The sequence below is a fragment of the Stenotrophomonas thermophila genome (genome assembly GCF_001499715.1).
GTDB classification, from domain to species: domain Bacteria; phylum Pseudomonadota; class Gammaproteobacteria; order Xanthomonadales; family Xanthomonadaceae; genus Stenotrophomonas; species Stenotrophomonas hibiscicola.
Window position 1 is genome coordinate 1 of sequence record NZ_CVIW01000036.1, and the last position, 21,060, is coordinate 21,060.

20 protein-coding genes are annotated in these 21,060 nt (G+C 68.4%); 7 read left to right on the plus strand and 13 right to left on the minus strand.

Annotated features, from left to right (window positions below; all coding sequences use genetic code 11):
- Positions 1–156: 156 nt before the first annotated feature.
- From BN1263_RS14960 to BN1263_RS15005, 10 genes are all read right to left on the minus strand, one after another.
- The gene (locus BN1263_RS14960; protein ID WP_058982232.1) at positions 157–603 is read right to left on the minus strand and encodes an REP-associated tyrosine transposase; all 447 of its coding nucleotides are present in this window, start codon (positions 601–603) and stop codon (positions 157–159) included.
- A 186-nt stretch (positions 604–789) separates the two neighbouring features.
- Entirely contained in the window at positions 790–1,548 is a 759-nt protein-coding gene (locus BN1263_RS14965; RefSeq protein ID WP_058982234.1) for a 2,3-dihydro-2,3-dihydroxybenzoate dehydrogenase, read from the minus strand.
- Positions 1,539–5,429: an enterobactin synthase subunit F gene (locus tag BN1263_RS14970; RefSeq protein ID WP_058982236.1), complete on the minus strand. Its 3,891-nt coding sequence runs from the start codon at positions 5,427–5,429 to the stop codon at positions 1,539–1,541. Before BN1263_RS14970 ends, BN1263_RS14965 begins: the two co-directional genes overlap by 10 nt.
- On the minus strand, positions 5,426–5,683 hold the full coding sequence (locus BN1263_RS14975; protein ID WP_058982238.1) for a phosphopantetheine-binding protein: 258 nt from the start codon (positions 5,681–5,683) through the stop codon (positions 5,426–5,428). Before BN1263_RS14975 ends, BN1263_RS14970 begins: the two co-directional genes overlap by 4 nt.
- Positions 5,683–6,315, minus strand: a complete 633-nt coding sequence (locus tag BN1263_RS14980) for an isochorismatase family protein (RefSeq protein ID WP_058982240.1) — start codon at positions 6,313–6,315, stop codon at positions 5,683–5,685. The genes BN1263_RS14975 and BN1263_RS14980 overlap by 1 nt, the downstream gene beginning before the upstream one ends.
- Positions 6,315–7,967 carry a (2,3-dihydroxybenzoyl)adenylate synthase gene (locus tag BN1263_RS14985; RefSeq protein ID WP_058982242.1) on the minus strand — a complete coding sequence of 551 codons (1,653 nt, stop codon included), beginning with the start codon at positions 7,965–7,967 and terminating at the stop codon, positions 6,315–6,317. Before BN1263_RS14985 ends, BN1263_RS14980 begins: the two co-directional genes overlap by 1 nt.
- Positions 7,964–9,157 carry an isochorismate synthase gene (locus BN1263_RS14990; protein WP_049403971.1) on the minus strand — a complete coding sequence of 398 codons (1,194 nt, stop codon included), beginning with the start codon at positions 9,155–9,157 and terminating at the stop codon, positions 7,964–7,966. Before BN1263_RS14990 ends, BN1263_RS14985 begins: the two co-directional genes overlap by 4 nt.
- Positions 9,154–10,350, minus strand: a complete 1,197-nt coding sequence (locus tag BN1263_RS14995) for an MFS transporter (protein ID WP_058982244.1) — start codon at positions 10,348–10,350, stop codon at positions 9,154–9,156. Before BN1263_RS14995 ends, BN1263_RS14990 begins: the two co-directional genes overlap by 4 nt.
- A gap of 153 nt (positions 10,351–10,503) precedes the next feature.
- Positions 10,504–10,815 carry a DUF3817 domain-containing protein gene (locus tag BN1263_RS15000; protein ID WP_058982246.1) on the minus strand — a complete coding sequence of 104 codons (312 nt, stop codon included), beginning with the start codon at positions 10,813–10,815 and terminating at the stop codon, positions 10,504–10,506.
- Between the two features lie 125 nt (positions 10,816–10,940).
- On the minus strand, positions 10,941–11,876 hold the full coding sequence (locus tag BN1263_RS15005) for a TIGR03571 family LLM class oxidoreductase (protein ID WP_058982249.1): 936 nt from the start codon (positions 11,874–11,876) through the stop codon (positions 10,941–10,943).
- Positions 11,877–11,941: 65 nt separating this feature from the next.
- Here BN1263_RS15005 and BN1263_RS15010 point away from each other — a divergent pair, with 65 nt between their 5' ends.
- The 5 genes from BN1263_RS15010 (at position 11,942) to BN1263_RS15030 (ending at position 15,988) form a co-directional block, all read left to right on the plus strand.
- Positions 11,942–12,388, plus strand: a complete 447-nt coding sequence (locus BN1263_RS15010) for a GNAT family N-acetyltransferase (RefSeq protein ID WP_058982251.1) — start codon at positions 11,942–11,944, stop codon at positions 12,386–12,388.
- A 129-nt stretch (positions 12,389–12,517) separates the two neighbouring features.
- On the plus strand, positions 12,518–14,038 hold the full coding sequence (locus tag BN1263_RS15015) for a thioredoxin family protein (protein ID WP_058982252.1): 1,521 nt from the start codon (positions 12,518–12,520) through the stop codon (positions 14,036–14,038).
- A 413-nt stretch (positions 14,039–14,451) separates the two neighbouring features.
- Positions 14,452–15,081, plus strand: coding sequence for a superoxide dismutase (locus tag BN1263_RS15020; protein ID WP_058982254.1), 630 nt, complete (start codon positions 14,452–14,454; stop codon positions 15,079–15,081).
- Positions 15,078–15,653 (plus strand): flavin reductase family protein, encoded by a 576-nt coding sequence (locus BN1263_RS15025; protein WP_058982255.1) that lies wholly within the window; start codon positions 15,078–15,080, stop codon positions 15,651–15,653. Before BN1263_RS15020 ends, BN1263_RS15025 begins: the two co-directional genes overlap by 4 nt.
- Complete coding sequence (locus BN1263_RS15030) at positions 15,653–15,988, plus strand: tetratricopeptide repeat protein (RefSeq protein WP_058982257.1); 336 nt, start codon at positions 15,653–15,655, stop codon at positions 15,986–15,988. The genes BN1263_RS15025 and BN1263_RS15030 overlap by 1 nt, the downstream gene beginning before the upstream one ends.
- A 5-nt stretch (positions 15,989–15,993) precedes the next feature.
- Here BN1263_RS15030 and BN1263_RS15035 read toward each other — a convergent pair whose 3' ends face one another.
- Positions 15,994–17,142 (minus strand): fatty acid desaturase family protein, encoded by a 1,149-nt coding sequence (locus tag BN1263_RS15035; RefSeq protein ID WP_058982258.1) that lies wholly within the window; start codon positions 17,140–17,142, stop codon positions 15,994–15,996.
- 11 nt (positions 17,143–17,153) lie between these two features.
- Complete coding sequence (locus BN1263_RS15040) at positions 17,154–18,224, minus strand: ferredoxin reductase (RefSeq protein ID WP_058982260.1); 1,071 nt, start codon at positions 18,222–18,224, stop codon at positions 17,154–17,156.
- 92 nt (positions 18,225–18,316) lie between these two features.
- Between BN1263_RS15040 and fabR the strand changes: the two genes are divergently transcribed.
- The gene (fabR, locus tag BN1263_RS15045) at positions 18,317–18,973 is read left to right on the plus strand and encodes an HTH-type transcriptional repressor FabR (RefSeq protein WP_005409961.1); all 657 of its coding nucleotides are present in this window, start codon (positions 18,317–18,319) and stop codon (positions 18,971–18,973) included.
- A gap of 112 nt (positions 18,974–19,085) precedes the next feature.
- Here fabR and mntR read toward each other — a convergent pair whose 3' ends face one another.
- Positions 19,086–19,550, minus strand: a complete 465-nt coding sequence (mntR, locus tag BN1263_RS15050) for a manganese-binding transcriptional regulator MntR (RefSeq protein ID WP_049465391.1) — start codon at positions 19,548–19,550, stop codon at positions 19,086–19,088.
- A gap of 117 nt (positions 19,551–19,667) precedes the next feature.
- Here mntR and BN1263_RS15055 point away from each other — a divergent pair, with 117 nt between their 5' ends.
- Positions 19,668–20,999 carry an Nramp family divalent metal transporter gene (locus BN1263_RS15055; protein WP_058982262.1) on the plus strand — a complete coding sequence of 444 codons (1,332 nt, stop codon included), beginning with the start codon at positions 19,668–19,670 and terminating at the stop codon, positions 20,997–20,999.
- Positions 21,000–21,060: the final 61 nt, after the last annotated feature.

Sequence of the window (21,060 nt, forward strand, 5' to 3'; positions counted from 1 at the left end):
TGGTAGTGCCGGCCGCTGGCCGGCATCCACGCATCTCTGCGCGGGTCATGCGGTTGCCGGCCAGCGGCCGGCACTACCATCGCGGGCGCTGTGCGCCGGAACACGATCTGCGCTTCGCTTCGGTTCCGCTGTGGTAGTGCCGGCCGCTGGCCGGCATCACGCCCAGGCCGACCACGCATACGGATACTCGTCGATCTGCCCAGCAAGACCGGCGCGCACCGGATTGCCAAGAATGTACAACGCCTGCCGCGCCAGCGACTCTTCGGTCCTTACTGCATGATCGAAGTAGCCGGGCTGCCACACCGTACTTCGATGGCCCGCCAGGCGATTCAGGGCAAGTGCGCTCGAAGATTTCATCCGGCGCGCGACATCTGGAAGGTGAGCTGCATGCAGCTCGAACATCCAGTGGACGTGATCCGGCATGACAACCCATGCGTGTGACCGTACGAGCCCGCGCTGTTCGATGTAATGGAACTGGTCGACTACACATGCTGCTGCAGCTTCGCTTTCAAAGAGCCGGCGGCGCTGGTGGGTCGTGGTTGTCAGGACATAGGCCTGGCCGATGATCGAGTGACGGCCCAGGCGCAGGCGATGGCTGCTCATGCGCCATGGTGGGTCGATCATTGGGCGTTGGCTGTCAGGCCAAGCCTCGATGGGGGTTGGGAGATGTCTGAAGTTGAATGAGGTTGCCGGCCAGCGGCCGGCACTACCGGGGCCATGGGTTGCCGGCCAGCGGCCGGCCACCACTGGAGCTGTGGGTTGCCGGCCAGCGGCCGGCACTACCGGACCTCAGCCGCGCAGGGTGGCGCCGCCGTCGACGTACAGGTCGCTCATGGCCACATGCCCGGCCTGCTCGGAGAGCAGGAACATGACCGAGTGCGCGATGTCTTCCGGCGTGGCGAGTTTGCGCAGTGGAACGCCGGCCTTGTAGGTCTCCAGGCTGCCGGCGATCACCCGCTCGGCACCGTGCTCGTCCTGCCACATGCCGGTCTGCATCGGGGTCAACGTCGAGCCTGGGGCGACGATGTTGCAGCGGATGCCCAGCGGCGCCAGTTCCAGCCCGAGGCAGCGGGTGAACATGGTGGCGGCGGCCTTGGATGCCGCATAGGCGGCCATGCCGTGCCGCGGGACGCCGGCCGCATTCGAGCTGACGGTAACGATCGCGCCCCGCCGGCGCGGCGACATCACCCGCGCCAAGGCACGCCCTACGTGGAACACGCCATCGGCGTTGACCGCGAACACCCGGCGCCAGTCGGCGTCGCCGGTCTCGGCGACGCTGCCCACGTGCAGCACGCCGGCCACGCTGGCGGCCAACATGATCGGCCCGATGCTGGACTCGACCTGGTCCACCAGGGCGTCCACCGCGGCGCTGTCGGTTACATCGAGTGCAAACGACGTCACCCGGGTATCTGACACGCGCGGCGCCTCGCGATCGGTCGCCACTACGGTGCAACCGGCCACGGCCAGAAACCGTACCAGTGCATCGCCGATGCCGCCGGCAGCGCCGGTCACCAGTGCCACGCGACCTTCAAAGCCGGTCAACTGCATGCTGCGATCTCCTGTTGCTCGTCCCATTGGCGCAACCGCGCCGACAACCACGGCGCCAGCTGCGCCACCGCATCGCGGCCGGTCAGTTCTGCATGCAGAAACGGCAGTTCCAACGACTGCACCCTGCGCGCGTGTGTCCGCCACAACGCCGACTGCAACTGTGGCCGCGCCTGGTGATCCCGGCCCGCACGCACATGCACCAGCGTGCCATCGAACGGCCGGTGGATATGTTCACGGATCAGTCGATTGGTGCCGGTCACGGCGCGCACCACGCCATCGAGCACCACATCCGGCAAGCTGCCGAGTGCACTGCCACCACGTCGCAGGAACGCGAGAATGCGTTCCCGGCTGTCCAGTTCCGGATGCGCATCCGGGTCATGACCGGCAATCGCCAGCAGTGCCCGCAATGCAGCGATGGCATCGGGTTCCGGCTCGGCCCGCCAGCACTCGCTGGGATAAGCGTCCAGCAGCACCAGCTCGCCAACCTCGCGCCCGATCTCATGCAGGCGCACTGCCATCGCCTGGGCGAGGATGCCACCCACCGACCAGCCCAGCAGATGCACCGGCCCCTTCGGCTGCAGTGCGACCACGCGCTGTACGTAGTCGTTGGCCATCGCCTCGATGCTGCTCGGCAGCGGCTGCCGCGTGTCCAGAGCCGGCGACTGCAGGCCATACACCGGGCGTGCCGGTGACAGTGCCCTGGCCAGGGTGCGGTAGTTCCAGGCGATGCCACCGGCCGGGTGCAGCACGAACAGCGGCGTGGACCCGGCCGCTTCGGTCGCGGCCAGCGCGATTACCGGCCCCAGTGCGTGATCGGCCAGCGCGGGGGGCTCGGCAATGCGAACCGCCAGCGCAGCCACGGTGGGCTGCGCGAACAAGGCACCCAGACCCAGATCGCAGCGCCAGCGCTGCTCGATGGCCAGCAGCAGGTGCACCGCCGACAGCGAGTCACCGCCGAGACTGAAGAAATCCGCATCCACCGCCACCGGCGCTTCACGCCCGAGTGCCTGGGCAAACAGCAACGCCAGCTCCTCTTCCAACGGCGTGCGCGGCGCCAAGCCGGCAACTTCAAGTTGCGGTGGCTTCGGCAACGCGTTGCGGTCGAGCTTGCCGTTGGCGGTTACCGGCCAGTGGTCCACACCGACAAACGCCGAAGGCACCATGTAGTCCGGCACGCGCGTGGCCAGGTGGCTGCGCAGCGTCACGGCGTTGGCAAGCGCGGTTGGCACATAGGCCACCAGCCGGGCATCGCCGGGCGCGTCCTGGCGCAGCAGCACTTCCACGCGCTCCATGCCAGGCAGTTCGCGCAATGCCGCCTCGATCTCGCCCAGTTCGATGCGCAGGCCGCGCAGTTTGACCTGATGGTCGCTGCGGCCCAGGTACTCGACCGCGCCGTTGCTACGCCAACGGGCTACGTCGCCGGTGCGGTAGATGCGCTCGCCCGGCAGGAACGGATCTGCAATGAAACGTTCGGCAGTCAGATCATCGCGACCGAGATAGCCACGCGCCAGCTGGACGCCACCCAGGTACAAGTCCCCGGGCACGCCCACCGGCACCGGCTGCATCCGGGCGTCCAGCACGTACAGGCGGGTGTTCCAGACCGGGAACCCGATCGGCACCGGCCGCGAACGATCCTGCGCCGACGCCGGCCAGTAGCTGACGTCCACCGCGGCTTCGGTCGGGCCATACAGGTTGTGCAGTTCTGCGTGCACGCGCGCATGGAAGCGGTCGCGCAACGCGGCGTCCAGCGCCTCGCCACTGGTGAATACCCGGCGCAGCTGCAAACCTTCGGAGGCCGGCGCAGCGAGGAAGGCGTCGAGCATCGACGGCACGAAATGCGCCGTGGTGATGCCATGCCCGCGGATCAGCCGCGCCAGTTCGGTGGGGTCGCGATGCGCATCGGGCCCGGCAACCACCAGCGTGGCCCCGCACAGCAATGGCAGGAAGAACTCCCAGACCGAGACATCGAAGGTGGCCGGGGTTTTCTGCAGCACGCGGTCATCGGCGCGGATGCCGTAGTGCTCGCGCATCCACAGCAAGCGGTTGACGATGGCACGGTGTTCGACGACCACGCCCTTCGGTTCCCCGGTCGAACCGGAGGTATAGATCACATAGGCCGCATCGCTGGGCGCCGGATCGGCCCACGGCGCGGCGAAGCTCAGCGCGGTCCACTGCTCCGGCGCGAGCACCGGTACGCCGGCCATGCGCGCCGAAACCTCCGCCGCAGCCATTACGCACACCGGCTGCGCCGAGGCGAAGATGCGCGCCAGCCGCTCATCGGGATGCGTAAGGTCCAGCGGAAGATAGGCCGCGCCTGCGCGCAGCACCGCAACCAGAGCGATCACCAGCTCCAGCGAGCGCGGCAATGCCACCGCCACCACGCTGCCCGGGCCGACATCCATCGCCCGCAGCTGTGCCGCCAGCGCGAAACTGCGCGCTTCCAGCGTTGCGTAATCCATGGCAGCGTCGCCGAACACCAGCGCAGGCGCGTGCGGGTCCCGATCCATGCCCTGCTGCAGCAGTTCAACCAGGGTGGTCTCAGGAAGCGCGTGCGCGGTGGCATTGAATTCCTGCAGCACCTGCTGCGCCTCCTCGGGCGTTGCCAGAGGCACGGCTGCGATATCGTCAGCCTGCAGTGCCGCCGACACGAATTGCAGCAGCCGCGCCGCGTGCGCCTCGACATCCTCGCGACTGTACAGCGCGGGATTGGCCTCGATCTCCAGATCCAGCAGACGCTGGCCATCGCCACGGAAGCCCAGCGTCAGGTCATCCACCGGCCCGGTGCAGAGCACCTCCAGCGTCGCCTGCACGCCCGTCAGCGCCAGCGGCTTGTAGAACGGCTGCACATTCACCAGCGGGCCGTGCAGGCGCTGCTGCGCGCCCACCAGGCCCAGATCCCGGCGCAGTTGCTCGCCTCGGTAACGGCCGTGCTTGCGCCCTTGGCTGAGCTGCCGGCCCAGGCTGCGGGTAAAGGTTTCGACGCTGCCCTCGCCGGCGGCCACGCGCAGCGGCAACACATTCATCACCATCGACGGCACCCGCGCCGACGCGTTGCCCAGCCGCCCCATGTAGGGCACGCCCAGCACCACTTCATCGGCGGCACTCATCCGCCGCAGGTACTCGGCCGCCAGCGCGGCCAGCACATCCGGCCAGGGCTGCAGCCAACGCACCGATGCCTGCAGCAACTGCTCACGCAATGCCGCATCGAGCGGCTGCACCCAGCGCAGCGCGTCGTCACTGGCCGCGAGCGTACCGGCCAGGCCCATGCCCGCCGGTGCCCCCTGCATGTGCTCGCGCCACCATTGCCCGGCCTGCGTGCGGCGCGGGTCGGCACGATAAGCAGCATCGTCGGCCAGCACCCCCGCCAGCCCCGGCAGAGGCTCACCCGTACGACCGGCATACAACGCGCACACGCGATCAGTGAACAGCGCCATGCCATAGCCATCGGCCGCCAGATGATGCACCCGCAGGTACCAGACCCAGCGCTGCCCGCCCAGCTCAAGCAGCACCTGTTGGCTGATCCGGTCGCGGGCGGGGTCGACCGGGCTCAGCCGGTCGTCGTGCATCAGGCTGCGTGCCGCAGCGGCTGGATCAGCCTCGGCGGACACATCACGCACCGAAAGCAGCGGCACGTGTGCTGGGTCATGCCACTGCAGCGGCTGGCCATCGGCCCCTTCGGCAAAGCGCAGCGCAAAGGCCTGGGCTTCGACCGCAGCCTGGTCTGCCGCTGCAACGAACGCGGCCACGTCCAGCGGGCCATCGATCCACACCGCGTGCGCGGTATTGAATGACGGATTGTCCGGCGCCAGCCGCTGTGCAAACCACAGTCCGGTCTGGGCCTCGGTCAATGCCACCGGCGTGGCCAGCGCAGCGGCGTTCATGCGTTCTGCGCGGCCTGCAGCGTCTGCACCACACCCCACCACTGGCGTAGCGTGGTGTGCTCGGCCAGCTGCGAGAACTCCAGCGGCAACCCGGTGTTGGCCCAGACCAGGACCAGGCCGAGCATGCGCATCGAGTCCAGGTCCAGGTCGATCAGGTTGTCGTCGTCACCGATCTCGGCCGGCGTGCACTCCAGGACGCGCGCGACGTCGGCGCGCATCCGCTCCAGATCCAGCACCTCACCGGTGGCCGTCATCACAGCACCTCCAGCAGCTGATCGGTGGTTATCGGCACGCCGCAGGTGCGCGCGATCCAGTGCAGCGCCTGATCGTGGTCGGCGCGCGAGAAGTCCGCCACGGCATCGGCGGCAATGAAGGCCTCGATATCACGCTGGAACGCCTCGACCACGGTCGCGGTGCATCCGATATGGGCGTACACGCCGGTCACCAGCAACTGGTCGCGTCCACGCACCCGCATCAGCGTCTCCAGGTTGCTGCGCTGGAATGCGCTGTAGCGGTGCTTGACCAGCACGTGCTCGCCCGGGTGCGGTGCCAGCGCCTCGATGATCGGTTCATGGTCGGCGCTGCGACGCATGCCCGGCCCCCACAGGTCGGCCTGAAGGCCACGGTCTCGACGGTCCTGGTCACCATGCTGGGCGGTGTAGAACACCGGAATGCCGTGCGCGCGGCAATGCGCCAGCAGCCGTGCGATGTTGTCCACGGCCGGCCGTAGCGGTGCATTACCGGCGTCGAAGGCGGCCAGGAAGTAACGCTGCATGTCGTGCACCAACAGCGCGACACGATCGCGCTGCGGGCGCCACGGGCCACGCGCCTGCGGCAGTTCGGCGGCAGTCGGCAAGGGGTAATCGGTGATACGGGGCAGCGCCATCAGCGCGTTCCTCCTGTCTGTTGCAGATGACGCGCACGCAACTGCGCGCGCAGTTCGCGGCGGCTGATCTTGCCGACCGCAGTGGTATCGAAACTGTCGACGAACACGACCTGGTCGGGCACCTTGAACGCCGCCAGGCCGCGCCCGCGCATCCAGGCCTTCAGTGCCGGGGCCTTGAACGGCTCGCCCTGCGCGATCACGAACGCACAGCTGCGCTCGCCCAGATACTCATCGGGAATGGAGACCACGGCGGCGTCGAACACACCCGGGTGCGCCAGCAGGTGGTCCTCGATCTCTTCGGCAGAGATCTTCTCGCCCGCCCGGTTGATGTGGTCACCCGCACGCCCCTGTACCACCAGGTAGCCACCGGGCAGCTGCTGCACACGGTCGCCGGTACGATAGAAGCCGTCGTCGGTGAACGAGCGCGCATTGGCCACCGCATCGTTGTGGTAGCCGCGGATGGTGTACGGGCCACGGGTGAGCAGATGCCCCACCTCGCCTTCGGCCACCGGCTGGTCATGGTCATCGACCACGCGCACTTCATCATCCGGACTGATCGGCCGGCCCTGGCAGACCGCGATCAGTTCCTCCGGATCATCCAGCCGCGTGTAGTTCACCAGCCCTTCGGCCATGCCGAATACCTGCTGCAAGGTACAGCCGAGGCCGTCGATCACCCGTCGTGCGGCTTCCGGCACCAGTTTGGCGCCGCCCACCTGCAGTACCCGCAGGCTGGACAGGTCATGCCTGCTGGTGGCGGCGGCCCGCGCCCACAGCAACGCCAGCGGCGGCACCAGCCCACAGCAGGTCACCCGCTCCCGTGCGATCAGCGGGAAGGCCGCATCCGGGCCGGGGCCCGGGCTGAGCACCACGCGGGCACCGGCGTACAGCGCGCCGAAGAAGCCGGGCGAGCTCATCGGGAAGTTGTGCGCAGCCGGCAGCGCGACCAGGTAGACGCTGTCGCGGTCGATGCCGCAGATTTGATTGCTGGCGCGGAACGAATAGATGTAGTCGTCGTGCGTGCGTGGAATCAGCTTGGACAGCCCAGTGCTGCCTCCGGAAATCTGCAGGAACGCCACCGACTGCGGGTCCGGATCGGACGGCAGCTGGCTGCGATCGCCCTGCAGTGCCTTCAGCGCGATGAACTCCGCCGCATCGCCGTCGATCACCACATGGCGAACCGCCGGCACTTCGGCCTGCAGCGCCCTTGCCAACCCGCGATGATCGAAGCCATCGTGCAGTGCGGTGGTGATGTAGGCACTGGCTTCCGCCTTGCTGGCGAAGTGGACCAGCTCGGTGATGCGGTGCGCCGGCAACGCATACACCGGCACCAGGCCGGCGCGGAACAGGCCGCAGACCGTGGTGATGAACCCGGCGGTATTGCCCAGCTGCACCAGCACCCGTTCGCCAGGCTGCAGGCCGAGCGCCAGCAGGCCCGCACCGATGCGGCCTGCCTCATGCCACAGCTGCGCATAGCTCAGACGTACGTCGCCGGCGACTACCGCGATGTCATCGGCGTAGCGTTCTGCACGCTCGCGCAGGAAACCCGGGAAGGTCTCGCCACGCCAGTGACCGGCTTCGCGATAGCGCGCCACCAGCGTGTCGGGCCACACCTGCTGCAGCGGCAGGCGGGAAGAGTCAGTGGAGGTACTCATGCGGCAGGCTCGATGGCGGGCGCGGATTCATGGACACCCAGCGCGTTCAACAGGGCAGCGAACTTCGCTGCGGTTTCGGCCACCTCGGCCTCGGGGTGTGACTCGGCGACGATGCCGGCACCGGCATACAGGCGCAGCTGCGTGCCCTGCAGGCGCGCGCAGCGGATCGCCACGTACCAGTCGCCGTCACCCTGCGCGTCCAACCAGCCCACGGCACCGGCGTAGAAGCCGCGCGGCACCGGTTCCAGCTCGCGGATGCGCTGCAGCGCCGCCAACCGTGGCGTACCGCAGACTGCCGGCGTGGGGTGCAGCTGCGCCAGCAGTTCGGCGGCAGACGCCTGCGGATCCTTCAGGGTGGCGTGGATGCGGGTGCCCAGGTGCCACATGCTGGCGGTGGCATGCAGCACCGGGCGCGGCTGCGCATCGATGTGGCTGCAGTACGGTGCCAGGCCCTCGACGATGGCTTCGACCACGTGGCGGTGCTCGTCGTGGTCCTTGGCCGAGGCCAGCAGCGCCTGCGCCGCACGCTCGTCCTCGGCGGCATCGGCGCTGCGCCGCGCGGAACCGGCCAGCGGATGCGACAACAGCTCGGCGCCGCGCTTGCGCAGCAGCAGTTCCGGCGTCGCCCCCACCAGCCAGGCCGGTGCCTGGCCCAGCTCCACCGGCAACGGCACCGCGTAGGTCGCCACCGACGGATCCGCGCCCAGGCGTGCCAGCAGCACGTCCGGAGACAGCGCCTGGCGGGTGCGTGCCAGCAGGCTGCGCGCCAGCACCACCTTCTGCAGGCTCAGTTCGGGCGCGCGCAGTACCTGCACCGCCGCGGCAACCGCTGACGCATAGTCCTGCGGCGCAGGCTCGGCGCGCAGGGCACCGTCCAGCGGCGGTGCGGCCTGCGGCTGCAGTGCCAGCGCCGGCAGCAGGCGCTCGGGCTGGAACAGCGCATCGTCCGCACGCGGTTCGAACGGCACTGCGCCAACCAGCAGGCCCGGGCCGCCACGCTGCCGGGCAAAGAACGCCGAGACGCGTTCTGCCAATGTCGCCAGTGCACCGGCCGGCAGCGTGGCGCGGCAGCCGCGTGCATGCACGTGCTGGCCGGCATGCTGCAGCAGGAACAGCGACGCGTCGTCGGTGCTGTCCAGCGGCGCTGGCGCAGCCTCCGGCCACGCGCCCTGCATCAGGGAATCGTTCATGGGGTCTCCTTCATCCGATGCGCTGCAGCCAGCGCGCACAGCAACAGCAGCAGCGCACCGACCAGCAGGTAAGGCAGGCTTGGCCCGCCGCGATACAACAGCGTGCCGAGCATCGGCCCGGCCACCATGCCCAGCCCCTGCGCGGCAGCGACGGTGCCGGCGGCGGCGCCCTGCTCGTGCGCCTCCACCGCATCGGCGGCCAGCGCCTGGAACGAGGGGAATACGAAGCCCATGCCAAACGCGGCCAACGCGTACGCCGCCGGCAACTGCCAGCCCTGCTGCACGCCCGCCACCGAAGCAAAGCCAATGCCGGAAATCAGGGCGCCAAGGACGATCCAACGGCGTGGATGTACCTCCAGCTTCATCACCAGCGCCTGCGCCAGGATCAGGCCGACACCAACGGCGGTAAGTGCGATGCCGGCCATGCGTGCACCGGCCGCCGCATCCAGGCCCAGGCGATCAATCGCGAAGAAGCCGACCGTGACCTGCGCGATGGTCACCGAGACCATCGCGATGAACGCTGCCAGCTGCGGCAGGCGCAGGCGCGCGTCGAGGCGGCTCATCGGCGTGCGGCGCTGTGCGGACGCGCCCCCCCCCGGTGGTGTAGCCGGCAGCCGCCAGGCCAGCAATGCCAGTGCCAGCAACGGCAGCAACGCGGCCACGTACAGCGCCAGCGAAAGATTGGTATAGGCCAGCCAGCCGGCAGCGGCCGGACCCAGTACCATGCCCAGCGCGTTGGCACTGCCCAGCCGGGCGAGGAAACTGGCGCGCTGCCCGGTCGGTGCCTCGTCGGCAATCAGCGCAGCGGCCGTGGGCGGCACGGCCGCGTAGAACAGCCCGATCAAGCCGCGCGCGCCCACCAGCACCAGCACCGACACCAGTACCGGCGGCACCGCCTGCAGGGCGACGTCGATGAACACCGCCAGTGCGATGTAGACCGCCGTATAGGCACTCATCGCCAGGATCAGCACGCGCTTGCGGCCGATGCGGTCGCTGAGCTGGCCCCAGGGGCGCGCGGCCAGCATCCACAACACGCCTGCGGCGGTGACCGACAGGCCGGCATGCCACTCGGACAGGCCGAGCATGCGGACCACCGGGCCGATCACTGCGACGAAGGACATCATCGCCATGGTGCCGATCAGGGCAGCCAACACCAGCGCCGGTAAGCCGGGAACGACGGGACGTGCGTGCATGGAACACCAGCCGTAACAGGAAAGGATGGCCGGGCACGCCTGCGCACCCCGCCCGGCACCGGCCCTGCTCAGGACCGGACGCCACCTTTAAATGATAACGGCTCGTATTTGCATTTGATACCCATTCTCTTGAATGGGCGCGCAACAGTGGGTTCAGTGCATTGCACGCAGGCCGAGCAGGCCACGGCGCTTGAACCACCACTCCAGCGGCAGCGTCACCAGCGGCGGGATGGCTGCCAGCAGCGCCAGGGCACTGGCCCACCACGGCCAGCGCAGGCGCACCGCCGCAAACAGGGTGACTGCCACATAGACCAGGAAGGCCACGCCGTGCAGCGGCCCGAACACCTTCACCAGCGCCACGTTGGCCATCGGGCCGTACTTCATCCACATGCCGATGAGCAGGCCGGCCCAGGTCACGGCCTCGATGAAAGCGACCGCGGCGAACAGACGTCCGGTCGGGTGCATGGGGGAACGTTGGGTCACGCGGGGCTCCGGCATCGGGGTATCAAATGCGAATGATACGCAGATGCGAACCCCATGTAGAGTCGAGCCGTGCTCGACTGCTGGAGCGTGCCCACCGAGGTGGACACCTACCGGAGCGTGTGTGGCAGAACGTGCTCCCCGATCTCACGCAGCATCGCGTCCATCGGCCGCCCGTTGTCGACCAGGTTGAACATCACGTGCGCCACGCCCTGCGCATGCACGCGCAGCAGATAGTCACGCAGGCCATCGCGGCCGACCTTCAGGCCCAGCGGCAGCGGCTCGGCTGGCGCCTGCGGATCGGCCTGCAGATCCAGCAGCATCGACTGCACGAACGGCTTGGCTGGCCCACCACGCTGCACCAGCGCCTGCTGCCACAGGCCGATGCGTCCTTCCTGCGCGGCCTCCTCGCGGTGATAGGTGGCCCAGCCTTCGGCCTCGCGCGCGATCCACTGCAGGCTCTGCCGCGCGGTACCCACCACCAACATCGGGATGCGGGTTGCCGGCGCCGGCAGCACGTCAAAACCACCCGTCGCCTGCAGTACGGCCGTCCGCTCATCGGCCTCCGGTGACAGCGCCGCCCGCAACAAGGACCAGCGCTCACGGAACGTCGCCGCCCTGCCCTCCAGATCCTCGCCGAATGCGGCGAACTCTTCCGGTCGGTCACCCGAACCCAGGCCCAGCACGAAGCGCCCGCCGCTGATCCGGTCCAGGCTCAAGGCCGATTTCGCCACCTGCAGCGGCTGCCGCAATGGCAGCACGATGGCCGCGCTGCCGACCACGATGCGCTCGGTCGCGGCGGCCAGCATACCCAGCCACAGGAACGGATCGTCCAATGCACTGGCCGTCGCATCCGGCCCTTGCGGCACCATCAGCGGCACGTCGCGCGTCCACAGCGCGGCAAAGCCCAGGTCATCGGCCAGTCGCGCAATGCGCCGCGCCTCATGCGGATCGGCCAGTCCATGCGCGGCGACAGGCGTCATCAGGCCCAGGCTCAGGCCCTGTTGCGGAAACAAGGCAGCGTAAGCAGGATTGAAATCACTCATGCCCGCAGCTTAGCGTGCAGGCACTGGCAACGATGACGCGCCGCCCACCACCAGAAGAACACTGCATGCCGAAGATCCGCCCCGCACGTGTCGATGACCCGCCCGCGATCAGTGCGGTGTGCCTGGCCGCGTTCAACGCTGCAGTGGCACCGACGCTCGGCGCGGACGGCGCCACGTTCGCCAGTGTCGCGGCCGCCGACGCATTCGGCGTGCGCCTGCAGGGCGAGAACCAGATCCTGGTCGCCGAGCAGGAGGACCGCATCGTCGGCGTGATCGAACTGAAGGCGGGCCGGCACCTTGCGATGTTGTTCGTCGATCCCGCCTGCCAGGGCCAGGGCATCGGCCATGCTTTGTTCGAGGCGGTGCTTCCACAGGTGCGCGAGCCGGTCCTGACCGTGCGCGCCTCGCTCAATGCGGTACCGGCCTACCTGCGCTATGGCTTCGTGCTGGACGGTGACGTCGGCGAGTTCAATGGGTTGGTGTATCAGCAGATGGTGCGGTCAGCGGCCTGAAGGCATCCGCCCGGCGTTGCCCGGCAATGCCCGGTGGGCGTCATGCCCTGCAGCACGCCCGTCATAAGCAAACTGAATCAGCGGGCTCCCCGGCGGTTCCTACAATGGCCTGTCACCCTGCCCTTCGAGATGCTGCCGATGCGCGTCGCGCTTTCCGTGTTGCTGCTGGCTTCGGCGCTGAGCGCCTGCACCCCGGCCCCGGTTTCCACCGCCAACTCCGCCGAGGCACCCGCGCCGGCGTCCGCCATCGCCTGGCGCCAGGGCGATGTGGACGATGCCTTCGCCGAAGCCGCCGACAGCGGCAAGCCGGTGCTGCTGTACTGGGGCGCCGTCTGGTGCCCACCGTGCAACCAGCTCAAGGCGGGCCTGTTCAAGGACCCGGCCTTCATCGCGCTGACCAGCAAATTCGTTCCCGTCTACCTGGATGGCGACGAGGAAGGTGCGCAAGCCTGGGGTGAGCGCTTCGGCGTACGCGGCTATCCGACCCTGATCGTGCTGGACCCACAGCGCAACGAAATCACCCGCGTGGCCGGCGGCAATGATGCCACCGAACTGACCCGGGCACTGACCGTCGCCGCAGGCCGCCGCGGTGCTGTTGCCGCCACCTTGGCCACCGCGTTGGCAACGCCGGACCGACTGGCCGCCGAAGACTGGCAGGTGCTGGGCGACTACGGCTGGGAAGTGGACGCCAACCGCCTGGCCGGCGAGCGCAGCAGCGAGGATGTGCTGCGCCAGTTGTCCAAGGCCGCACCCGACGCTGCCCTGCAGCGCCGCTTCGCTCTGCTGGCCTTGGCAACGGCCGAAAAGCCCGATGCCTCGCCCACCGAAGTACGCGAGCTGCTGCAGGCCGTGCTGGCGCAGCCCGCCGAAGTCCGCCGCAACCGTGAGTTGCTGGGCTATGCAGGCGTGCAGCTGGTCAAGCAGGCCAGTGCCGGGCCGGCCACCAGCAACACGCTGGGACAGCAGCTGCTGGTGGCATTGGAGCGGGCAGACGCCGAGCGCGGCGACCGCGCCGACGACGCATTGTCGCGTGCGTTGACCGAAGTGTCGCTGGCCCGCCAGCAGCAGCCGAAGGGCGCATTGCCCGCGGCCCTGGTTGATCGGGTCAAGCAGCGCGTGGCTGCTGCCGACGCTGCCGCCACCGATGCGCATGCGCGCCAGGCCACGATCAGCAGCGCGGTCTACGCACTACGCCAGGTCGGCGACGACGCAGGCGCCGAGTCGCTGTTGCTGGCGGAACTGAAGCGCAGCGAACAGCCGTACTACTACATGCCCGAGCTGGCCGAACTGGCCGAGCAGCGCGGCGACACCGCCGGTGCGCTGGAGTGGTTGAAGCGTGCCTACGACGGTGCGCGGGGCCCGGCCACCCGCGTGCAGTGGGGCGTGCTGTATGTGGAAGGCCTGCTGAAGCTGGCACCGGACGATGCACCACGCATCGAGCAGGCGACCGCCTCGCTGATCGCCGAGCTGGAGGCACAGCCGTCGGGCTACCACCAGCGCACCCGCCAACGCTTCGAGCGCCTGGCCGGGCAGTTGAAGGCGTGGAGCGGCAAGCACCAGGGCGCGGAGACACTGGCGCGGCTGCAGCAGCGGATGCAGCAGGCGTGCGGTGACCAGGTGGATGGTGCGTGCAAGGATTGGTTGAGTTGAGTTGATGAGGGCGCTGGCGGCTGGTTCGTCTGCCGGCGCCTTCGGGGCTGGCCGGGACACGCCGTAAACCCATCCTTGGGGGCTCGATGGCGCCATCCATGGCGCCAACGGTTCCGGCCAGCCCCTCCCCCCGCCACCGGACCGTTTCCTGCGAGCGCGGGCAGCACTTCAGCGCGCCGGTGAGGTTCGAAAAGCGGGTTCTGGTAGTGCCGGCCGCTGGCCGGCAACCCGACCTAGCCGGCATGCCGGCCAGCGGCCGGCACTACCATTTCGCTCGTGCTGTCCTGCAGGAAGAATCAAAGCGACGAACGCGCACGCACCTCAATCCCGCCCCTTGACCTCAACCAATGTTGAGGTGCGATAACAGTCTTCCCAAGGCCAGCCCTCTGGCCTTCCCCACGGAGATTGCTTCGATGTCGTACTCGCTTCCCCCGCTCCCCTACGCCTACGACGCCCTTGAGCCGCATTTCGATGCGCGCACGATGGACATCCACCACAGCAAGCACCACCAGGCCTACGTCAACAACCTCAACGCCGCCATCGAGCAGGCCGGCATCGCCGAGCAGCCGGTCGAGGCGCTGATCGCCAACCTCGATGCCGTGCCCGAGGCGCAGCGCGGCCCCATCCGCAACAACGGCGGCGGCCACGCCAACCACAGCCTGTTCTGGACCGTGCTCAGCACCAACGGTGGTGCACCCGATGACGAACTGGCCGCCGCCATCGACCGTGACCTCGGCGGCTTCGATGCCTTCAAGGACGCCTTCACCAAGGCGGCGCAGACCCGCTTCGGCAGCGGCTGGGCCTGGCTGACCAGCGATCGCGATGGCCGCCTGCAGGTGGAAAGCAGCGCCAACCAGGACAGCCCGCTGATGGGTGCAGCCGTGGGCCTGTCGGGCAACACCCCGATCCTCGCACTGGATGTCTGGGAACACGCCTACTACCTGCACTACCAGAACCGTCGCCCGGACTACATCGGTGCGTTCTTCAACATCATCAACTGGGCCGAGGTCGGCCGGCGCTACCGCCAGGCCAGGGCCTCATGAGCGGCGAGACACTGCCGTACGCCGGGCCGTGGGCGGGGGTCTTCCCCGCCCCGGCCCCGGTGCCGTCGGTCGAGATGCCGCCGCGTGCACTGCGGCGGCTGCTCGGCCACTTTCCTACCGGCGTGGCCATCGTCTGCGCGCGCGATGCGCAGGGTAAACCCATCGGCCTGACCATCAATTCGTTCGTGCCGGTGTCATTGCAGCCGCCGCTGGTGCTGTGGAACCTGGCGTTGCACGCGCAGAGCCTGTCCACCTTCCAGCGCGCCACCCGCTTTGCGATCAGCGTGCTGGCGGCCGACCAGGAAGCGCTGGCCCGGCGCTTTGCCGATCCGCAGGTGCGCAACCGCTTCGATGGCCTGGCATTGCTGGATGACGACGAGGACGCCCCACCGCGCATCGCCGGTGCGGTCGCCCATCTCACATGTACCCGCCACGCACAGTGGCCGGTGGGCGATCACCTGCTGCTGGCCGGCCGCATCGTCGAAGTGCACGAGAACGGCGGCGCGCCGCTGCTGTTCCATCGCGGCCGCTTCCAGCCAGGCCCGGCCGAGCTGCTGGTGGAGGTGCGCTGATGAACATCGAAGCTCTGGAATGCATGCTCGCCGCCGGCACGGACGGCGCGCTGCTGCGCTTCGGCCTGGGCAAGGGCTGGCTGGATGCCGGCAACCCTGTGCGCGCGGCCACCCATCTGGGCCGTTGCGTGGTGCTTGATCCGCAGTACTCGGCGGCGTGGAAGCTGCTGGGCAAGGCCTGGCTGGCCAGTGGCCAGCCGCAGGCGGCGCGCGAAGCATGGCAACGCGGCCTGAGCGTGGCCGGCAGCAAGGGCGACCAGCAGGCACGCAAGGAAATGCAGGCGTTCCTGCGACGCCTGGACCGCGAGCAGGCGGACCTGGCGAAAGCGGGCTGAGTCGATCAGCCCGCGTTGGCCGATGCCGGTGCGGACATGATGTCCGACATCGGCAGGCGGCGCGGCTTGCTCGGGAACGCGTGACGCAGGATGCGCCAGACCACCTGGCCGAACTGACGCGGCAGCGAGCCGTTGTTGTAGTGCTGGCCGTAACGGCGGCAGATGTCCTTCACTTCCTTGGCGATGGCCGCATAGCGGTTGGCCGGCAGATCCGGGTAGAAATGGTGCTCGATCTGGTGGCTGAGGTTGCCCGACAGCACGTTGATCAGGAAGCCACCGCTGATGTTGGACGAACCGCGCAGCTGGCGCAGGTACCAGTGGCCGCGCGACTCATTGCGCAGGCACTCCTTGGGGAAGGTTTCCGATTCGGCGGTGAAGTGCCCGCAGAAGATGATCACGTAGGTCCAGATGTTGCGCAGGCCGTTGGCGACCAGGTTGCCCAGCATCACGGTAAGGAAGAACGGACCGGCCAGCAGCGGGAAGAACACGTAGTCCTTCAGCACTTGGCGGGCCATCTTGCGCGCCACCGGGCGGGTCTGCAGCCACATCGCACGGCCGCTGATGCGGCCCTTCAGCCAGCGGCCAAGGCGAAGGTCCTGCGCGGCCACACCCCACTGGAACAGCAGCGCGAAGATCGGCGCGATGATCGGCTGCAGCAGGTAGAACGGCTTCCAGCGCTGTTCCGGGAAGATGCGCAGCAGGCCATAACCGATGTCATCGTCCATGCCACGCACGTTGGTGTAGGTGTGGTGGCGGAAATTGTGGGTCTTGCGCCAGTTGTCGGCGGTGGCAACGATGTCCCACTCGTAGGTGTTGCCATTGAGCTTGGGATCACCGGTCCAGTCGAACTGGCCGTGCATCACGTTGTGGCCCAGCTCCATGTTCTCCAGGATCTTCGACAGCGCCAGCAGCAGCGTGCCGGTGATCGCGGCCGGCCACAGCAGCGGCATCCAGAACAGCGGCGAAAAGGCCGCCAGGAACAGCAGGCCACGGCCACCCACGCCGAACCAGCGCACGGCGGCGGCCACGCGGCGGATGTAGCGGGTATCGGAGGCGCCGAGGCTGCCGATCACACGGTCGCGGATCGCGTCGAGTTCCTCACCGAAGGCATGCATCTCGGCAGTACTCAGGGCACGGTCGGTAGCGCGGGTCATGGCAGGCGTCCTCAGAGATCCAAAGTCAGGTCGGTGGTCGGTGCGCTCACGCAGATCCGCACCGGCTGTGCCGATTCGGACTGCAGGTCGCCGGTGCGCAGATGGCGGGTGGCGCCACTGACGCGATCACATGTGCAGGTATTGCAGATGCCCATGCGGCAACCATGCTTGGGCTTGATGCCATGCGCTTCCAGGCTTTCCAGCAGCGAGCGGCCACGCGGCACGCTCAGCTGGCGGCCACTGCGCGCAAGCGTCAGCGACACCTCGCCTTCGCTGCTGGCATCGCGCAGCGGCGCCGGCGGGGTGAAGGCTTCGGCCTGGAACCCAGCCACCTGGTGCGCCAGGCGCGTGCGGGCGGCGGCAACGAACCCATCCGGGCCGCAGGCCAGCACGTGGCGCTGGGCCAACGGGGTGTCATCGCCGGCCACCTGCAGATCATGGGTATCGATTCGTGCCGCAGGCGCCTCACCCTCGCGGGTGGTCAGCAGATGCACGCGCAGGTTCGGCTGGCGCGCGGCCAGCGCCTGCAGTTCATCACGGAACTGCAGATGAGCAGCGGTGCGCTCCCAATAGAACAGGTCCACCGGTGCTGCCAGCGGGCGCTGGCAGGCGTCGCGCAACAGGCTGCGCATCGGCGTGATGCCACTGCCGGCAGCCAGCAGCAACACCGGCGCGGCGGCAGGCATATGGAATTCGCCGAAGGCGGCATCGAGGCGGAACAGTTCGCCCGGCTGCGCATGGTGGACTAGATGCTGGCTGACCCGGCCGCCATCGATCGCCTTGACGGTGATCGCCAGCTCGCGCCGACCCAGTGCGGTGGGGCTGTAGCTGCGCTGCCACAGGCGCCCTTCAATCTCGACGCCGAGGGTGACGTGCTGCCCGGCGCGCATGCCGGCCCAGTGCCGGTTGGTGCGCAGGACCAGGGTCGCCGCGCCCTGGCCTGCCGGCTCACGCCGGACCAGGCGGGCCACCGGCTCACGCAGGGTCCACAGGGGATTGAGCTGGCCCGCCCAGAAATCGAACAGCGACGGCGAGACCCAGCGGTACGGAGAGAACAGGGACGGACGGACGACAGCGCTCATGGGCGCACTATACGGGCGCACACACACCTGTGTATACATGTGTATATTGAACCGGATTGGGTATGATTCAGCCTCGTCCCACCGGAACCCCCATGGCCGCCGCCACCGCCTTGTCGACGCCTGAAGATGCCAACAGCCCGGCCCGCCGTACGGTGAGCCGCGAGGATCTGCTGGCTGCCGCCCTGAAGCTGATCGGGCCGCACCGCAGCCTGTCCACGCTCAGCCTGCGCGAAGTGGCACGTGAGGCCGGCATCGCGCCGAACAGCTTCTACCGGCAGTTCCGCGACATGGACGAACTGGCCGTGGCGCTGATCGATGCAGCCGGCCGCTCGCTGCGCACCATCATCGGCGAAGCCCGCCAGCGCGCCACCTCCACCGCCACCAGCGTGGTGCGGGTCTCGGTGGAGACCTTCATGGAGCAGCTGCGCGCCGACGACAAGCTGCTGCACGTGCTGCTGCGCGAAGGCGCGGTCGGCTCGGACGACTTCAAGCACGCGGTCGAACGCGAGCTGCACTACTTCGAAGAAGAGCTGCAGCACGACCTGGTGCGCCTGGCCGCGCTGGATGGCGCGGTGCTGCACGCACCGGAACTGGTGGCCAAGGCCATCACCCGGCTGGTGTTCGCGATGGGCGCCACCGCCATGGACCTGCCGCCGGAGAAGGATCCTGAACTGGTCGAACAGATTTCCACGATGATCCGCATGATCATCGTCGGCGCCCGTACCCCCGCCGCGTTCCGTCGCGGCTGACGATCGGCCCCGGGGCTCGGATCCCTTTCCGCCGGAAAGGGCTCTGACGCGCTTCCCTGCCCCACAACGGCCTCCAACCTCCGGCCTGCAGGGCCCGGCCCCAGCGGTCTGCTCAGCCGCCCTCGGCCTTGCGCACGAACGCCTCGAACAGCGCCAGCGTCTGCTCGCTCACATGGTGCTCGATGCCCTCGGCATCGCGCCGCGCGGTATCCGCGTCGACTCCCAGCGCCAGCAGGAATCGCTCCACGGTCTGGTGGCGCTGGCGGCTGGCATGGGCCAGCGCTTCGCCTTCCGGGGTCAGGAACACGCCGCGGTACGGCCGCTGCACCACCCAGCCATCGCGGGCCAGGCGCCGCAGCATCTTCGCCACGGTGGGTTGGGCCACGCCCAGGCGGGTGGCGATGTCGACCTGGCGGGCCTCGCCGCCGTCGGCCAGCAGGTCCGAGATCAACTCGACATAGTCCTCCACCAGCTCCATCCGGTGCGCCTCGCGCACTTGCCGGAAGCTCTCGACCTGGCGCTCGGCCTCGATCAAGGGGGTGCTTTTCAGCGATGTCGAATCGTCGGTCTTGCCCACGCCTGCGCCTGTCCTTCCGGTGCAATCCGGTGTTGAACCTGAATTCTGGACCAGTCACACGACAAAGACGATTGTTTCACATTGCTAATGACTATAGCAGTGGCTATATTCGGATCCATGAACACTCTGGCGCCCCGCGACCCTTCGGCCTCCACCCCGGCCAGCCTGGGCGCGCTCAACGCCTCGGTCGCGGTGCCCGAAAAGGGTCACTGGTGGTTCCGCCTGCTGGCCTTCCTTGGCCCGGGCTACATGATCTCGGTCGGCTACATGGACCCGGGCAACTGGGCCACCGACCTCGCCGGTGGTTCGCGCTTCGGCTACCTGCTGCTGTCGGTCATCCTCGTCTCCAACCTGATGGCGGTGATCCTGCAGGCGCTGTCGGCACGGCTGGGTATCGCCACCGGCATGGACCTGGCGCAGGCCTGCCGCGCGAGGTACCCGAAGCCGGTGAACCTGGCGCTGTGGGCGCTGTGCGAGGCAGCGATCATCGCCTGCGACCTGGCCGAGGTGATCGGCACCGCGATCGCGCTGAAGCTGCTGTTCGACCTGCCACTGCTCTGGGGCGCGGTCATCACTGCGCTGGATACGCTGCTGGTTCTGCTGCTGATGAACCGCGGCTTCCGTGCGCTGGAAGCCTTCGTGATCGCGCTGCTGATGGTGATCTTCGCCTGCTTCGTAGTGCAGATCGCGATGGCTGCGCCGTCAGTGATGGCGGTGCTGGGCGGCTTCATTCCGCGCGCGCAGGTGGTGACCGATCCGCACGCGCTGTACATCGCGATCGGCATCATCGGTGCCACGGTGATGCCGCACAATCTCTACCTGCATTCGTCCATCGTGCAGACCCGCGCCTACCCGCGTACCGATGAAGGCCGCCGCAGCGCGCTGCGCTGGGCGGTTACCGACAGCACCCTTGCGCTGACCCTGGCACTGTTCATCAACGCCAGCATCCTGATCCTGGCGGCAGCCGTGTTCCATGCCAATGGCCGATTTGATGTGGAAGACATCGAGCAGGCCCACCAGCTGCTGGCGCCGATGCTGGGGGTGGGCGCGGCGGCGACGTTGTTCGCAGTGGCCCTGCTGGCGTCGGGCCTGAATTCGACAGTGACCGCCACGCTGGCCGGCCAGATCGTGATGGAAGGCTTCCTGCACCTGCGCCTGCCGCCGTGGCTGCGTCGGCTGATCACGCGCGCGCTGGCGATCATTCCGGTGGTGGTGGTGATCCTGCTGTTCGGCGACCAGGGCGCGGTGAAGCTGCTGGTGCTGAGCCAGGTGGTGCTGTCGATGCAGCTGCCGTTCGCGATCATTCCCCTGGTTCGGATCGTGACCGACAAGGTGACGATGGGTGCGCTGGTGGCACCGCGCTGGCTCGGCGCGATCGCCTGGGTGATCGCGCTGGTGATCGTGGTGCTGAACGTGAAGCTGCTGGTGGATACCTTCAGCGGAGCCTGACGCCAAAGCACGGACCCTGCCCCGGTAGATCCACGCCATGCGTGGATGCCCTTGTAGAGTC

Excerpts from the sequence above, each read along its gene's own strand:
- BN1263_RS15055 (WP_058982262.1), top strand. The coding sequence starts at position 19,668 with ATGAACACTCTGGCGCCCCGCGACCCTTCGGCCTCCACCCCGGCCAGC.
- BN1263_RS14965 (WP_058982234.1), bottom strand. The coding sequence starts at position 1,548 with ATGCAGTTGACCGGCTTTGAAGGTCGCGTGGCACTGGTGACCGGCGCT.
- BN1263_RS15000 (WP_058982246.1), bottom strand. The coding sequence starts at position 10,815 with ATGCACCCGACCGGACGTCTGTTCGCCGCGGTCGCTTTCATCGAGGCC.
- BN1263_RS15020 (WP_058982254.1), top strand. The coding sequence starts at position 14,452 with ATGTCGTACTCGCTTCCCCCGCTCCCCTACGCCTACGACGCCCTTGAG.
- BN1263_RS15005 (WP_058982249.1), bottom strand. The coding sequence starts at position 11,876 with ATGAGTGATTTCAATCCTGCTTACGCTGCCTTGTTTCCGCAACAGGGC.
- BN1263_RS15035 (WP_058982258.1), bottom strand. The coding sequence starts at position 17,142 with ATGACCCGCGCTACCGACCGTGCCCTGAGTACTGCCGAGATGCATGCC.
- BN1263_RS14990 (WP_049403971.1), bottom strand. The coding sequence starts at position 9,157 with ATGAACGATTCCCTGATGCAGGGCGCGTGGCCGGAGGCTGCGCCAGCG.
- BN1263_RS15040 (WP_058982260.1), bottom strand. The coding sequence starts at position 18,224 with ATGAGCGCTGTCGTCCGTCCGTCCCTGTTCTCTCCGTACCGCTGGGTC.
- BN1263_RS14970 (WP_058982236.1), bottom strand. The coding sequence starts at position 5,429 with ATGAACGCCGCTGCGCTGGCCACGCCGGTGGCATTGACCGAGGCCCAG.
- BN1263_RS15010 (WP_058982251.1), top strand. The coding sequence starts at position 11,942 with ATGCCGAAGATCCGCCCCGCACGTGTCGATGACCCGCCCGCGATCAGT.
- BN1263_RS14995 (WP_058982244.1), bottom strand. The coding sequence starts at position 10,350 with ATGCACGCACGTCCCGTCGTTCCCGGCTTACCGGCGCTGGTGTTGGCT.
- BN1263_RS15015 (WP_058982252.1), top strand. The coding sequence starts at position 12,518 with ATGCTGCCGATGCGCGTCGCGCTTTCCGTGTTGCTGCTGGCTTCGGCG.
- BN1263_RS15025 (WP_058982255.1), top strand. The coding sequence starts at position 15,078 with ATGAGCGGCGAGACACTGCCGTACGCCGGGCCGTGGGCGGGGGTCTTC.
- fabR (WP_005409961.1), top strand. The coding sequence starts at position 18,317 with ATGGCCGCCGCCACCGCCTTGTCGACGCCTGAAGATGCCAACAGCCCG.
- BN1263_RS14980 (WP_058982240.1), bottom strand. The coding sequence starts at position 6,315 with ATGGCGCTGCCCCGTATCACCGATTACCCCTTGCCGACTGCCGCCGAA.
- BN1263_RS15030 (WP_058982257.1), top strand. The coding sequence starts at position 15,653 with ATGAACATCGAAGCTCTGGAATGCATGCTCGCCGCCGGCACGGACGGC.
- BN1263_RS14975 (WP_058982238.1), bottom strand. The coding sequence starts at position 5,683 with ATGACGGCCACCGGTGAGGTGCTGGATCTGGAGCGGATGCGCGCCGAC.
- BN1263_RS14960 (WP_058982232.1), bottom strand. The coding sequence starts at position 603 with ATGAGCAGCCATCGCCTGCGCCTGGGCCGTCACTCGATCATCGGCCAG.
- BN1263_RS14985 (WP_058982242.1), bottom strand. The coding sequence starts at position 7,967 with ATGAGTACCTCCACTGACTCTTCCCGCCTGCCGCTGCAGCAGGTGTGG.